The organism is Enterobacter sp. 2VL, assembly GCF_005503595.1.
Taxonomy (GTDB): Bacteria; Pseudomonadota; Gammaproteobacteria; order Enterobacterales; family Enterobacteriaceae; genus Enterobacter; species Enterobacter cancerogenus.
Window position 1 is genome coordinate 84,693 of record NZ_SCNE01000006.1, and the last position, 13,968, is coordinate 98,660.

Here is a 13,968-nt window from a genome sequence, read left to right on the forward strand (position 1 = left end):
TTTCAAGCCAACTACTAGCCAGAACACAACCCGGTGTTTGACTATTACAACTTGCTCAAGGAAAAATTAACATGGCTATACCAGCTTACTTATGGCTTAAGGATGACGGGGGAGCATTAATCAAAGGCGGAGTTGATGTTCAGCACAGAGAATGCAGCATTGAGGTAAAAGGATTCCATCATAACCTCATGATCCCAACAGACAATGCCACCGGTAAAATAACCGGTACGCGCATGCATTCACCTATGTTGATCATTAAAGAATTCGATTGCTCAAGCCCATACCTCTATAAAGCGGTAGCAACAGGGCAGAGCCTGGTCTCTGCTGAGATAAAATGGTATAGGATTAACTACTCCGGCCAGGAAGAAGAGTACTTTAATATGCTGCTCGAAGGCGTCAGAGTCGTTTCTATCTCACCAGCGATGGCACCAGGCGATAACCCTAACGAAAACCATATGGAAACGGTTGAACTACGTTACGAGAAAATTACCTGGAAGCATAACGACGGGAACATCATCTTTAGCGATGCCTGGAACGAACGCCAGTCAGCGTAAAGAACGTAAGGGGCAAGCAGCCCCTTAATCATATAACCAGCGCCCGGCTTTGGCTGACTCAATAATCATTTCGAGCGTTAGCGGCTTATACTGTCGATCCCAAAACCTTTTTCTAAGTCCAAACTGAAACCAAAACAGCTCCGGCTCAAAATAGTTGTCCAGAACAAAGTTGCTGTACTCAATCCCATAGCGATTGAAAAGGTCAAGCAGCATGTCCTCAAGATCTTCAGGAACGAGGTTGAAATGCTCCTGGAAGGTCCACTCCTTCTGGGCGGGACGTTTCAGTTCACTGTAGTTTTCAGTGATGTAATCTAAAAATTCTTGATCATCAGGCAATAACATTAGAAGTATGTCCATTCGATCCGATCTTTCGGTCGAGCTATCAGGTTGTACTTGTTTCTGGTTTCTTTGGCCACAAGGGCAAATACAATGATTGCCTGGGCATAGCCAACGAACGGAACAGCTCTTCCAACTACTGCCCCAACCTTATTTGTTTGTCTTGTTTTACCCATACCGATAATGGTTTCCACCCTCATCCCTCCAGGAAAGCGGACTCCCTTTAATATGCGACGTGCTAGTTTGGAGGCAACACTTGTTCGCGAGCCTGACGCGCCTAACACCTTACGCTTGGGTATTAGAGGCTGACCTGCAAGGATTGTTGCAGCAGTCTCTATGGTTACGCCCAAATGGTTCGCCAGACCCTCAGCGAATATCAGCAAAAATAGCTCTTGTGGGGTTACGTTCGAATTCCCTCGATAGAAATACGTCCCCCCAGATTCCTCTATTGTATTCATAGCATCATCCTGAATTCATTTTAAGCAAGGTTATAGCCTTGCTTAACCTAAGGATAATGAGTGGGTAATAGTTTTATGAAATTAAGAAAAGTGCCCGCAAACAGTATATTTGTCGATTATGAGGTCGTGATATCCGCAAGCTGTAATGAGGATCGCATCCTCTTCAAGTGCGTTGTACCCGCTGTGGTACTTACTACAAAGCCAGACGTTTCGGCACCTGGCGTTCTGAAACGCTCAGGCTCATCACTGCATATCCTTTAAAACCTTCCATAAAAGGGGATGCGTATATTTTACGTCCCCCTTTACCCCGCTTTACAGACCCGCTCCCCAGCATGCTCTACAGTTTATTTTTGCTGCCGCGCTGCACGGCATTTGACCGTTTTGTTATGGAGAGCTTGCATGTTAACCCGACGATTATCCTGCCTTGCGCTGCTGATGGCGCTGGCGTCCCCCGCGATGGCGGCGGATACCCCCACCTATGGCGAAAAGCTGGAAGGTTTTAACTACGGCTGGCCGGTTAAACACTTTACCTTTACCTCGCAAAATCAGTCTCTGGACATGGCCTATCTCGACGTGAAGCCGGAAAAAGCCAACGGCCGCACCGTGGTGCTGATGCATGGCAAGAACTTCTGTGCCGGTACCTGGGACGGCACCATCCGTGCGCTGACGGCGAGCGGGTATCGGGTGATCGCCCCGGACCAGATCGGCTTCTGCAAATCCACCAAGCCCGAGCGGTATCAGTACACCTTCCAGCAGCTGGCTGATAATACCCATGCGCTGCTCACATCCCTGGGTGTCGAACGCGTGACGGTGATCGGGCACTCTACCGGCAGCATGCTGGCGACGCGCTACGCGCTGATGTGGCCGCAGCAGGTGGAGCAGTTGGTGATGGTCAACCCGATTGGCCTGGAGGACTGGAAGGCGCGCGGCGTGCCGCATATTACCGTCGACCAGTGGTATCAGCGTGAGCTGAAAACCAGCGCGGACGGCATTCGCCAGTACGAGAAAAACACCTACTATGCCGGAGAGTGGAAGCCGGAGTACGAGCGTTGGGTGACCATGCTTGCCGGGCTGAACAACGGGCCGGGCAAAGCGCGCGTGGCATGGAACTCGGCGCTGCTCTACGACATGATCTACACCCAGCCGGTTGTCTACGAATTTAGCGAGCTGAAGATGCCGGTATTATTGATGATCGGCACGAAGGACAACACCGCTATCGGCAAAGATCTCGCCCCGCCGGAGGTGCGTAAAACGCTCGGTAACTACGCGGTGCTGGGAAAGGAGACGGCAAAACGCATTCCGCACGCCACGCTGGTCGAGTTTAACGATATGGGCCACGCGCCGCAGATGCAGGATCCGGTGCGCTTCCACGAGGCGCTGCTGAAAGGGCTGAAGCGCAGCGATCCGCTTTCAGAATGATTTTCCACCTCTTTTCACTGCACTAATCGCGTTTTGCCAGCTGTCGAGGCCATGAGTTTCCCGCTATGATAAGCGGCTATTCTAAGGAGATCGCATGGTCTGGATAATGCTGGCAACGCTTGTCGTGGTGTTTGTGGTGGGGTTTCGTGTCCTGACCTCGGATTCCCGTCGCGCCATCAAACGGTTAAGCGAGCGTCTGGGGATCACCCCGGTTCCGGTGGAATCGATGATCGATCAGTTTGGTAAATCGTCCGGCAACGAGTTTATCCGCTACCTTGAGCGTCCCGACGAAGCCCATCTGCAAAACGCTGCGCAGGTGCTGCTAATCTGGCAGGTCTGTATTGTTGATGGCAGTGAACAGAACCTGCACACCTGGCACCGCATGCTGCGCAAAGCCCGCCTTGCCGCGCCCATTACCGATGCGCAAATCCGCCTTGCACTCGGCTTCATGCGCGAAATAGAGCCAGACCCGCAGGAGCTTAACGCCTTCCAGCTGCGGTATAACCAACTCTTCTTACCGGATGAGGGCGTGTTTTACCTTCACTGATCCCCTGTAAAACGACAAAAGTTGTCTAAACGTTAAATTCATCACACTTTTGATGATAAACTGCGCGACTTTTCCGCACGTTTTTATCTTCAGGTGATGCCATGACAGAACATATCCAGCCCACGACCAGACCGCAGACCAAAGAGGTTTCCCGGCCCAACTGGTCGGCGGTTTTCTCCGTGGCGTTCTGCGTCGCCTGCCTGATTACCGTTGAGTTTCTGCCGGTGAGCCTGCTGACGCCAATGGCGCAGGATCTGGGTATTTCCGAAGGTGTGGCGGGGCAGTCCGTCACCGTCACCGCGTTTGTGGCGATGTTTGCCAGCCTCTTTATTACCCAGGCGATTGGCGCTATCGACCGCCGCAAAGTGGTCATTCTCTTCAGCGTGCTGCTGACGGCATCCTGCCTGCTGGTCTCCTTCGCCAATAGCTTTAGCCTGCTGCTGCTCGGCCGCGCCTGCCTTGGTTTAGGGCTCGGCGGCTTCTGGGCGATGTCGGCCTCGCTGACCATGCGCCTGGTGCCCGCCCGCACGGTGCCTAAAGCGCTGTCCGTGATTTTCGGCGCGGTCTCCATCGCGCTGGTGATTGCCGCGCCGCTGGGCAGTTTCCTCGGCGGGATTATCGGCTGGCGTAACGTCTTTAACGCCGCCGCGGTGATGGGCCTTCTGTGCATTATCTGGGTGTGGAAGGCGCTGCCGTCCCTGCCGGGTGAAGCGGCGCACCACAAACAGAACATGTTCGCGCTGCTCAAGCGCCCCGGCGTTATGGCGGGCATGACCGCCATCTTTATGGCCTTCGCCGGGCAGTTTGCCTTCTTCACCTACATCCGCCCGGTGTTTATGACCATGGCGGGCTTTGATGTGGATGGCCTGACGCTGGTGCTGCTGAGTTTCGGTATCGCCAGCTTTGTTGGCACCTCGCTGTCGTCCCAGTTCCTGAAACGCTCCCTCAAGGTGGCGTTGGCAGGCGCGCCGCTGGTGCTGGCGATAAGCGCCGCGGTGCTGGTGCTGTGGGGCAGCGATAAGTGGGTCGCCTCGGCGATTGCGATTATCTGGGGCTTTGCCTTTGCGCTGGTACCGGTGGGCTGGTCGACGTGGATCACCCGCTCGCTGGCCGATCAGGCGGAAAAAGCCGGGTCGATTCAGGTAGCGGTGATCCAGCTGGCGAACACCTGCGGCGCAGCGGTGGGCGGCGTGGCGCTCGACCATCTGGGTCTGACCTCACCGCTGGTGATTTCCGGCACCCTGATGCTGCTGACGGCGCTGCTGGTGGCAGCGAAGGTGAGGGCGCGTTGATTGATAAATAGTCACACTGGCGATATACTTGTACCGTAACTTGTACAGGAGGGAATATGCAGGTTGTGACGTTTACTGAAGCACGAAGCCGACTCAAAGATGTGTTGGACGACGTGAATGACAATGTGGAGACGACAATCATCAGCCGCCGCAACGGCGGGGATGCGGTTGTTATGTCTCTTCAGCACTATAACTCGATGATGGAAACGATCCATTTAATGAGTTCGCCCGCTAATGCCAGCCGACTGATGGAGTCAATCGCACAGGCAAACACTGGAAAAACCACGCAGAGGGATCTGATTGATGACCAGGCTACTGATTTGGACTGATAACGGCTGGGACGATTACCTGTGGTGGCAAGAGCAGGATAAGAAAACGCTTCGCAGAATCAACAAGCTGATTGAAGATGCGAAGCGCCAGCCTTTTGATGGACTGGGGAAGCCGGAACCGCTTAAAGGTAATCTTTCAGGCTACTGGTCCCGCCGGATAAACGATACTGACCGTCTGGTTTATGGCGTGACGGATAGCGCGCTGACCATTTTGATGTGCCGCTATCACTATCATGCGTAAATCAGGCTGAAGTCTGAACCCGTCTTCTCGAATCCATCGAAATCAACACCACCGACGAGACAATCAGCAGCGTGCCCAGCCAGTCCGGCAGGGTGAAGGCCACTCCCAGCAGGATCACCGACAGCAATGCGCTGCTCAGCGGCTCGGCGCAGCTCAGAATGCTTGCCTTCGGCCCACCGATCATTTGTGCCCCTTTCAGATACAGGCTGAACGTCAGCGCCGTACCGATCACCACCAGATAGAAAAACGCCAGCAGCAGGCTACCGTCGAACGCAAACGTGGTGCCTCGCCCGGCGTAGAACGGCGTCAGCACCAGTCCTGCAATCAACATACTCCAGCCAACAATCGGCAGCGTGCCGTAGCGGGCGATCAGCGTTGACGGATAAGTGGTATAGAACGCCGCAGCAAAGGCCGAGGCGATGCCGAAGAACAGCGCGGCAGGCGAGATAGAGAGCGATGTCGGATCGCCGTGCGTTACCAGCAGGAAAGTGCCGACAAGCGAGGTCATTATCGCGGATAAGACAAAAATACCGGGGCGCTTTTTCCGCGCCAGCGCGAACCACGCCACGATAATGGTCGGCGAGAGGAACTGCAGCACGGTAGCGGTGGCGGCGTTGGATTTTTCAATCGTCAGCAGGAAGGTGAGCTGCACCGTAAGCGCGCCGACCAATGAGAAAAACAGCAGGCTGAGGGCGTCCTTGCGGTTTTTGATGACCGAGAAAATCTTGTCGCCGTGAACGAAGGAGAGCGTCAGCAGGATCACGCCGGTAAACAGCAGGCGAATCATGGTCAGATAAGGCGAGGAAATGTGGCTTTTCTCCATGATGTACTGCGCGCAAACGCCCGAACTTCCCCATAAAACGGCGGCGATCAGGACGTTAAGCATCCCTTTACGTGTGGAACCCATGTTCTCCCCTGTTATGTCGGTTTTTTTGTAGCATAACATGGGATCTTGCCGGACGGCGCTGCGCTTACGTGGCCTACAAGGTTTTGTAGGCCCGTGCAAGCGCAGCGCCGCCGGGCGAAACTAACGGCGCCGTATTAGAACCATGCCTCCCACATCGCGCCGACGTTGAAATCGTCGAGCGTTTCGTCTTTGGTATTGTTCACGCGGGCGGTGCGTTCGTTATCCACTTTGCCGCCGGTAACGTAGAAACGCAGCATCGGACGGAACTCCGGCCCCATGGCGATAGACATGTTCTGCGACAGGGTCAGCTTCCAGCCCTTGTTATCGCCGCCGTTGTCGTAATCAACGTGCTGCCAGCCCGCTTCCAGCCAGGTCGAGTGGACGTCGTTCCACCAGTGCATCGGGCGGACGATGGCGTTGTAGTTCTTGCGGTTGTCGGTGTCATTACGACTGTTGTCGTAATCGTGGAAGGCGAGGATGTATTCCACCTGCGTGGCTTGGGTGAATTTGTACAGCCCCTCGAAGCTGGCGTAGACCGTGGTCAGATCCTCGGTTTTGTTGAAGACGCTGTTGTCCGAGTTATCCGAGTAGCGGGCGATCACCTTGTTCACGCCGCTGTCGTTGGTGTGGCTCATCACCACGCCGCCCTGCCAGGCGTTCAGACGCTCGTCGCTTTCAATGGCCTTCGAGTCAAAGCCGTAGTTGGCGTACAGCTCCAGGTCGATCGGGCCGAGCTTCATGCCGTGGATTTTAGAGGTTGCCGCGTAGTTGCCTTTGTCGCCCGTGCCGGAGCCGCCGGTACAGGTGATGCGGGACGGGTTCGCTTCGTCTTCCATCACTTCCGGGCTACAGGATTCCACCGCCGCCACGGCCGCCACGTCAAACTGCACGCCGCCGATGTCGAAGTTCTTCACCCCGGCACCCTGGCCGTCGTGGTTCATCCAGAAGTAATCGTTGATGCCCTGCTGCGGACGCTGGTGGAAGTCGCGCCCCGCCCAGAAATAGGCGTTCGGGTTCGATGCCATAATGTTGGTCACACCGGCGTAGGCTTTTTTCAGGTTAACCTCATCGCCCCAGTGGTCGATCATCACGTTGATGTCCCAGATGGCACCGTTGTCACCTTTGAAGGCTTTGGAAAGCTGGAATTCACCGCCGTTGCCTTCGTTTCCCAGACGACCAATCGCGGACGCGCCGTTGTAGGAACCGTCTACCGCCACGTATTTCTGATCGGCGGCCTGGAAGTGCGCGCCATAGCGGGCGTAGCCGGTAAATTTCACCCCGAACGGGATCGCCATATCCGGGGATTGCGCCGCGCTTTGCGGCTCGGTCACCACGTCCGCTTTTTTGGCAACGGCGGCATCCATTTTGGCCTGACGTTCTGCCAGGGCTTTATCCACCGCTTTGGCCACAATGGCGTCGATTTGCTCCTGCGTAAATTCTTGCGCGAGTACGGAAATGGGGCAAAGCGCGGCGATAACCGCCATTGTTAATGGAAGTTTTTTAATCGTATTCATGGTTATCTCAATATAGTTTAATTTTATTCAGACAATAACCATCCCGCTCCGATCTGACAGAGTATGTCGCTATCATCAGAACAAGTGGATCTCTATTTTAGGTACAGAGGTATTACGCTAACGTTATTTCGCCATAGATTATCTCTGATATAAATGAATAATTTCTTCCGATAATTCACGCGCCAGCAGGGAATTCATTAAATGGTCCTGGGCGTGCACCATAATTAAGGTCATCGGCTGGCGGGCTTCTCCCGCATCCTGCTCGATCAGTTTGGTCTGCATTTTGTGTGCCTGGCGAGCATAGCCATCGGCCTCGCGCAGCAGGCTTTTGGCTTCGTCAAGGTTGCCCTGGCGCGCCGCGTGCAGCGCTTCAAAGCACAAACTGCGGGACTGACCGGCGTTGACGATAATTTCCATTACGGCATCTTCTAATACGATCATCATAATTACTCTTTATCAAAACTGTTATTTAAGGCAGTGGTGGCAAACCACTCGCCGCTTTTTTTGAGGGTGCGCTGCTGCGTCTCTAAGTCGAGCTGAATAAATCCGTAACGATTTTTATAGGCATTACACCAGGACCAGTTATCAATAAAGGTCCACATATGGTAGCCAAGGCAATTGCATCCTTCGTTAATACCTTTATGCAGCCACGCTAAGTGCTCAGAAATAAAATCGATGCGGTATTGATCGTTAATCTGGCCATTTTCAATAAAGCGCTGTTCATTTTCGACGCCCATACCGTTTTCAGAAATAAAGCAGCGAGGGTTATCGTAGTTGTCGCGCAGGTTAACCAGAATATCGTAAATACCCGGCTCGTAGATTTCCCAGCCGCGGTATGGGTTCATCTTGCGGCCCGGCATCTCGTAATTGTCAAAGAACCACTCCGGCATAAACGGCGCCTGCGGGTTTACCGCGCTGTCGCGACACTTCACGCGCCGCGGCTGGTAGTAGTTCACGCCGAGCAGGTCGATTTTCCCTTCCGCAATCAGGGCGCGGTCCTCCGGCTTGCAGGCGGGGAGCTGGTCGTACGCTTTCAACAGCGCCACCAGGTCTGCCGGATAGACGCCGCGAAGCACCGGGTCGAGGAAGCTGCGGTTAAACATCAGATCCGCAATGTGCGCCGCCTTCACATCCGCCGGGTTCTGCGAACGCGGGTAGGAGGGCGTCAGGTTGAGCACGATGCCAATTTCCCCGGCGTAACGCCCGGCGCGGTAAGCCTGAACCGCTTTCGCGTGGGCCAGCACGGTGTGATACGCCACGGTAGCCGCACGACGAAAATCCACCACGTTCGGATAGTGGAAGTCGTACAGATAACCGCCCTCCACCGGCACAATCGGCTCGTTGAAGGTAAACCAGTGCAGCACGCGGTCGCCGAACAGCGCAAAGCAGATCTGCGCGTAGCGGGCGTAAGCGTCCACCACGTCGCGGTTTTCCCAACCGCCGATCTCCTGCATCGCCATCGGCATGTCGAAATGGAACAGGGTAATAAACGGCGTGATGCCCTGTTCAATCAGCTCATCAATGACCTGATTATAAAAGTCGACCGCCTGCGGGTTCACTTCACCGATACCGTCGGGGATCAGGCGCGCCCAGCTTATCGAGGTGCGAAAGCTGTTGTGGTTCAGCTGCTTTAACAGTTGAATGTCCGTTTTCCAGTGCTGATAAAACGTGGAGGTCTGCTGCGGCCCCACGCCGTTATGAAAACGGTTCGGCTCGCGGGCAAACCAGTAGTCCCACGTGGTTTCCCCCTCTCGTGTCCCTTCGGTCTGGAGAGCGGAGCTTGCGCTGCCCCACCAGAAGCGATCGGGAAATGTGTATTTCATGACGCGTCCTCTTTGACTCAATGACTTGCGGTTTCAGCGACGCCGACGGTGGCCTGGGCTTTCTGCTCTTCGTTTTTCATCAGCGTACGCTCATAGGCACGCAGGAACGGCAGGTACATCAGCGCGGACATCACCATACAGACCACGCACATCACCACCGGGCTTAATGCCCAGTTCGCCGCCCACGAGGCACCAATCGGTGCGGGAGTGGTCCATGGGGTTAACGACACCACCTGCGCCAGCCAGCCGAGCTTAGTGGCACCGTAGGCCAGACAGGCGTTGATCAGCGGCACAAACACGAACGGGATAAACAGCATCGGGTTCATGATAATCGGCGCGCCGAACAGAATCGGTTCGTTGATGTTAAAGAAGCTGGGCACCACGCCCATTTTGCCGATAGTACGCAGGTGTGTGACGCGGCTGCGCAGCAGCAGGAACGCCAGCGGCAGGGTAGAACCGACGCCACCAATCAGCAGGTAGTGGTCCCAGAAGCCCTGCAGATAAACGTGCGGCAGAGCGGCACCGGCAGCCAGTGCGGCCTGGTTTGCCGACAGGTTCGCCATCCAGAACGGGTTCATGATGCCGGTGACAATCAGCGAGCCGTGAATGCCAGCAAACCAGAAGATCTGGCACAGCAGCACGGAGAGCAGAATGGCGGGCAGGGAATCCGACGCCGACACCAGCGGCTCCAGCAGGTGCATGATCGCCTGTGGGATGATCATCCCGGTTTGCGCTTCGATAAACAGGTTCAGCGGATGCAGGGTGCCAATCACCACCATCACCGGGATCAGGATTTCAAACGAGCGCGCCACGCCGGTCGGCACTTCTTTTGGCAGGCGGATGGTCACGTTGTTTTGCTTAAGCCACGCATACACGCGGGTGGAGTAAATGGCGGTGATCAGCGCGGTAAAGATGCCCTGGCCCGACAGATACTGGGTCGAGATCTTACCGTCGGCATAGGGCGCGGCAACCAGCAGGAACGCCATAAACGCCAGCAGGCCGGACATCACCGGGTCGAGGTTAAACTGACGTCCGAGGCTCGCGCCAATCCCCACCGAAATGAAGAAGGTCATCACGCCCATGCTGAGGTTAAACGGCAGCATCAGCTGTTCACGGTAGGTCTGGGAGAAATCCAGCCAGCCGCGGGCGAAACTGTTGGTGGTATCCGCCGAGAATGGCGGGAAGATGAACACCAGCATGAACGAGCCGATGATCATAAACGGCAGCGCGGCGGTAAAGCCGTCGCGAATGGCAATCACATACTTCTGCTGACCGAGCTTTGCGGCCAGCGGGGTAATCGATTGCTCAATCACCGCGACCATGGATTGATATAACGAACTCATGTGAACACCTTTTAGTGTGCCGCTTCAATGAGCGACAGAGCATAGTCCAGTACTTTATCGCCACGCTGCATGCCGTAGTCCATCATCTCGATGGCCTGTACCGGAATGCCTTGCGTCGCCGCCTTGTCTGAGAGTGTCTTTAACATGTATTTCACCTGCGGTCCGAGAAGCACCACCTGGTAATGCGGAAACTGCGTGTCAAATTCGGACACGCCATAGGCATCAATCTTGACCGGCAGCCCACGCGCATTCGCTTCTTCGACCATTTTGCTGACCAGCAGGCTGGTGGACATCCCGGCTGAACAACACAGCATAATCTTGAACATCGACATCCTTCCTCTAAATGTAAAAAGTTATTGCGAGGATGATTGGACATCATACGGAAACCGGTTTCCATTTATAAAAGACAGAAGTGTGACAGCTATCAAGAAGCGTTGCTTATGGGGCTAATTATCACGATCGGTGTCACATAATTTGGCGAGTTTTACATCAAATTGAGTGGAAACGGAAAATCGGTTTCCATGAAAAACGGAAACGGATATACTCCGTACTGGCTATAATGTGAGCCGTAGCGGAAATGGAATTTGCAGGTGCGCCAGGCCTGCCAGGGGAGAGAGATGTCTACAATCAACGATGTATCGCGTCTGGCCGGGGTGTCCAAAGCCACGGTATCACGGGTGTTGAGCGGATCGCGTGGCGTGAAAGAGGCCAGCCGCCAGGCCGTTTTAAAAGCGGTGGATGAGCTGAACTATCGTCCCAACGTGATTGCCCAGTCGCTGCTGAGCCAGTCAACGGGCTGTATCGGCGTGATTTGCGCCCAGGAGAACATCAACCAGACCACGGGTTATCTCTACGCGCTGGAAAAACACCTCAGCCAGCATCAAAAGCATCTGCTGCTGCGCTTTGCGCACACCAAAGCGGAAGTCATGCACGCCCTGGAAGAGCTCTCCTGTGGGTTATGCGATGACATTCTGGTGATTGGCGCGCGTTTCCCGCTGGATATCGAAATGGATAACGTCATCCTGGTTGACTGCATGGAAGCCGATAACGCCAACAGCATTCAGTTCGATCACGCCTTTGCCGCCGAAACGGCCTGCAACTTTCTCACCAGCCAGGGACGACGCCAGATTGCCCTGATCCACCCGCACGGTAGCGGTTTTGGCGATCAGGTGCTGCTCGGCTACAAGCACGCGCTGGAGAAAAACTTCCTGCCCTTTAACCGCAACCTTGTCTTTATGGACGCGACCTCGTCCTCCGTTGCGCTGCAGGAGTTACTCAACAATGCGAGCACGCTGAACTTCAACGCGCTGCTGGTGGTGGATGAACAAGAAGCCCAGCGGGTGATCCCGCAACTGCAGGCGTTTAATAAATCCGTTCCGGACGACATCATGGTCTTTAGCCTGGCCGGTTCGCTGCAGCTGCCGGGCATTCCGGTGATCCCGGCGATTGAATATTCCATGGACGCCATGGCGGCGCGCATCGTGAGCTGGCTGAATGAGAAAACGCAGATGCTGGGGTCGTACGTGCTGCGTGGGGATTTGATTATTCCGGACAGACGTAAGCGCTGAGAAGGCGCAGGGTGCGTTTTGCCCGGCGGCGCTTACACGGTTTTGTAGGCCGGGTAAGCGCAGCGCCACCCGGCAATAAGCACGGGCTGTATCCTTAATAATCCTCCATACAATCCACCTGACTCACCGCGTCCCAGTAGCCGTCGAGGTTGTCGCGTTTCATGGCGGTGACGGCATTTTTGATCAGCAGCTGATTGGCCTCAGACGATAAAATCATCGCCTGCCAAGCCTTGTCGCTCTGCTTCTTCTGCGGCGTGCAGGTTTTCTTAATGTCTTTCATCACCTGCTGTTTGATCTGGGCCTCTTTCGCCGGATTGTCCTTCTCCTGCGCGTGGACGAAGGCGGCAAACAGCATGCAGATGAGCAGGCAAACCAGGTGTGTAGCTTTCATCAATCCCTCCGGTCACGTCACAGGCTTTCTCTGAAATATATAGTTACATTCACCAAAGCGATTCAAGTCGAAAGTATGAATTTATGCATTCTGCGAGCGAGTACCGATGACCAATGCAATGCCATAGCTCACCGTCACCGCGAGACTCATTTTCAGCATCGTTTCCCCGCCGATACCGGCGAGGGGTGTTGCGATCCCCCCAAATAAAAACATCAGCATGCCCAGAATGGCCGATGCTGTACCGGACTCTTTCGCATCGACTGCGCTCATCGCTTCTGAACCCGCAATGGTGCTGATTCCACTGTTAAAGGCGACGGTGAAAAAGAGTGCGATCAGTGCTGGTACGGAAAGCTGCATCCAGGCAAAGAGCAACGTCAGCCCCGCGCAGGACACGGCCATAACCAGGCCCATTTGCATCAATCCTTCCGCCGGATGCCGCCGTGCAAGACGGGAAAACACCAGCGCCGAGACGATAAGACCGATACCGTTGACGCCGAACAGCAGGCTGAACTGCATTGCGCTCAGGCCATATTCGCTTTGCATCACAAATGAGGATGCCCCGATGTAGGAGAACAGCCCTGCTAACATGAACGCCTGAATCAGGCAGTAGCGTATGAATCGACGATTTTTAAGTACCGTTCTGGTGGTTCGCGCCAGCGATCCCCCGCTCTGTTTATCGGTGAGGGTCTCAGGGATAAACCACTGGCTGGCAATCAGCAGCGCCAGACCTGCCCCGGCCATCACCCAGAACAGCATCCGCCAGTCGAAATGCGACGCGATAAAGCCCCCGAGCACCGGGGACACGACGGGCGCGATGCCGTTAACCGTCATCAGCAAGGCAAAAAACTGCGTTAGCATCGTGCCGTGATACTTATCCCGGGCGATGGATCGCGCGAGAACAGAGCCACCCGCCCCCGCAACGCCCTGCACAAAGCGCCAGCCGATCAGGGCATAAATATTCTGTGCGATCGCGCAAAGTACTGAAGCCAGCACAAACAGCAGAAGTGATAACAGCAGCGGCGTTTTACGTCCGATACGATCGCTTAGCGGGCCGAAAAAGAGCTGCCCGACCCCCAGGCCGATCAGTGCCGAGGTCAGCGAAAGCTGCGTCAGCGTTGTGGACGTGTCGAGCCGGGTGGCGATCTCCGGCAGTGCCGGAAGATAAAAATCAGAACACAGGGGCCCGATTGCCGTTAGCAGGCCCAGTATGGCCGCAAAAGAGAAAGAGAGTTTTGTCATCAGTATC

At 55.1% G+C, this 13,968-nt stretch carries 17 protein-coding genes; 7 read left to right on the top strand and 10 right to left on the bottom strand.

What is annotated here, in order from left to right:
• Positions 1 to 71: 71 nt before the first annotated feature.
• Positions 72 to 554, top strand: coding sequence for an Hcp family type VI secretion system effector (locus FFS28_RS15230; protein ID WP_102891907.1), 483 nt, complete (start codon positions 72 to 74; stop codon positions 552 to 554).
• 24 nt (positions 555 to 578) lie between these two features.
• On the opposite strand, the gene FFS28_RS15235 is transcribed toward FFS28_RS15230, so the two are convergent.
• The gene (locus FFS28_RS15235) at positions 579 to 896 is read right to left on the bottom strand and encodes a DUF1493 family protein (RefSeq protein WP_137849959.1); all 318 of its coding nucleotides are present in this window, start codon (positions 894 to 896) and stop codon (positions 579 to 581) included.
• A complete protein-coding gene (locus FFS28_RS15240) occupies positions 896 to 1,348 on the bottom strand; it encodes an STM2901 family protein (RefSeq protein ID WP_064324250.1) in 453 nt (150 codons plus the stop codon). The genes FFS28_RS15235 and FFS28_RS15240 overlap by 1 nt, the downstream gene beginning before the upstream one ends.
• A 399-nt stretch (positions 1,349 to 1,747) precedes the next feature.
• Here FFS28_RS15240 and FFS28_RS15245 point away from each other — a divergent pair, with 399 nt between their 5' ends.
• The 5 genes from FFS28_RS15245 (at position 1,748) to FFS28_RS15265 (ending at position 5,176) form a co-directional block, all read left to right on the top strand.
• On the top strand, positions 1,748 to 2,767 hold the full coding sequence (locus FFS28_RS15245) for an alpha/beta fold hydrolase (RefSeq protein WP_137849960.1): 1,020 nt from the start codon (positions 1,748 to 1,750) through the stop codon (positions 2,765 to 2,767).
• Between the two features lie 94 nt (positions 2,768 to 2,861).
• The gene (locus tag FFS28_RS15250) at positions 2,862 to 3,314 is read left to right on the top strand and encodes a DUF1198 family protein (protein ID WP_006177629.1); all 453 of its coding nucleotides are present in this window, start codon (positions 2,862 to 2,864) and stop codon (positions 3,312 to 3,314) included.
• Between the two features lie 101 nt (positions 3,315 to 3,415).
• Positions 3,416 to 4,606 carry a purine ribonucleoside efflux pump NepI gene (gene nepI / locus FFS28_RS15255; protein ID WP_101736732.1) on the top strand — a complete coding sequence of 397 codons (1,191 nt, stop codon included), beginning with the start codon at positions 3,416 to 3,418 and terminating at the stop codon, positions 4,604 to 4,606.
• 56 nt (positions 4,607 to 4,662) lie between these two features.
• A complete protein-coding gene (locus tag FFS28_RS15260) occupies positions 4,663 to 4,935 on the top strand; it encodes a type II toxin-antitoxin system Phd/YefM family antitoxin (RefSeq protein WP_041911702.1) in 273 nt (90 codons plus the stop codon).
• Positions 4,910 to 5,176 carry a Txe/YoeB family addiction module toxin gene (locus FFS28_RS15265; RefSeq protein ID WP_088208949.1) on the top strand — a complete coding sequence of 89 codons (267 nt, stop codon included), beginning with the start codon at positions 4,910 to 4,912 and terminating at the stop codon, positions 5,174 to 5,176. Before FFS28_RS15260 ends, FFS28_RS15265 begins: the two co-directional genes overlap by 26 nt.
• A gap of 1 nt (position 5,177) precedes the next feature.
• Here FFS28_RS15265 and FFS28_RS15270 read toward each other — a convergent pair whose 3' ends face one another.
• From FFS28_RS15270 to FFS28_RS15295, 6 genes are all read right to left on the bottom strand, one after another.
• A complete protein-coding gene (locus FFS28_RS15270; protein WP_042321283.1) occupies positions 5,178 to 6,083 on the bottom strand; it encodes an EamA family transporter in 906 nt (301 codons plus the stop codon).
• 134 nt (positions 6,084 to 6,217) lie between these two features.
• Positions 6,218 to 7,597 (bottom strand): carbohydrate porin, encoded by a 1,380-nt coding sequence (locus FFS28_RS15275; protein ID WP_137849961.1) that lies wholly within the window; start codon positions 7,595 to 7,597, stop codon positions 6,218 to 6,220.
• A gap of 138 nt (positions 7,598 to 7,735) precedes the next feature.
• Complete coding sequence (locus FFS28_RS15280) at positions 7,736 to 8,038, bottom strand: PTS lactose/cellobiose transporter subunit IIA (protein WP_072208838.1); 303 nt, start codon at positions 8,036 to 8,038, stop codon at positions 7,736 to 7,738.
• 5 nt (positions 8,039 to 8,043) lie between these two features.
• Complete coding sequence (gene gmuD / locus FFS28_RS15285) at positions 8,044 to 9,420, bottom strand: 6-phospho-beta-glucosidase GmuD (protein ID WP_137903385.1); 1,377 nt, start codon at positions 9,418 to 9,420, stop codon at positions 8,044 to 8,046.
• 17 nt (positions 9,421 to 9,437) lie between these two features.
• Entirely contained in the window at positions 9,438 to 10,763 is a 1,326-nt protein-coding gene (locus tag FFS28_RS15290) for a PTS sugar transporter subunit IIC (protein ID WP_042321287.1), read from the bottom strand.
• Between the two features lie 11 nt (positions 10,764 to 10,774).
• Complete coding sequence (locus FFS28_RS15295) at positions 10,775 to 11,089, bottom strand: PTS sugar transporter subunit IIB (RefSeq protein ID WP_042321291.1); 315 nt, start codon at positions 11,087 to 11,089, stop codon at positions 10,775 to 10,777.
• Positions 11,090 to 11,380: 291 nt separating this feature from the next.
• Here FFS28_RS15295 and FFS28_RS15300 point away from each other — a divergent pair, with 291 nt between their 5' ends.
• Positions 11,381 to 12,331: a LacI family DNA-binding transcriptional regulator gene (locus FFS28_RS15300; RefSeq protein ID WP_137903386.1), complete on the top strand. Its 951-nt coding sequence runs from the start codon at positions 11,381 to 11,383 to the stop codon at positions 12,329 to 12,331.
• Positions 12,332 to 12,425: 94 nt separating this feature from the next.
• Here FFS28_RS15300 and FFS28_RS15305 read toward each other — a convergent pair whose 3' ends face one another.
• Together FFS28_RS15305 and FFS28_RS15310 are read right to left on the bottom strand one after the other, a co-directional pair.
• Positions 12,426 to 12,722 (bottom strand): YicS family protein, encoded by a 297-nt coding sequence (locus FFS28_RS15305; RefSeq protein ID WP_088208952.1) that lies wholly within the window; start codon positions 12,720 to 12,722, stop codon positions 12,426 to 12,428.
• 81 nt (positions 12,723 to 12,803) lie between these two features.
• Positions 12,804 to 13,961, bottom strand: a complete 1,158-nt coding sequence (locus FFS28_RS15310) for a multidrug effflux MFS transporter (protein WP_137903387.1) — start codon at positions 13,959 to 13,961, stop codon at positions 12,804 to 12,806.
• Positions 13,962 to 13,968 lie beyond the last annotated feature (7 nt).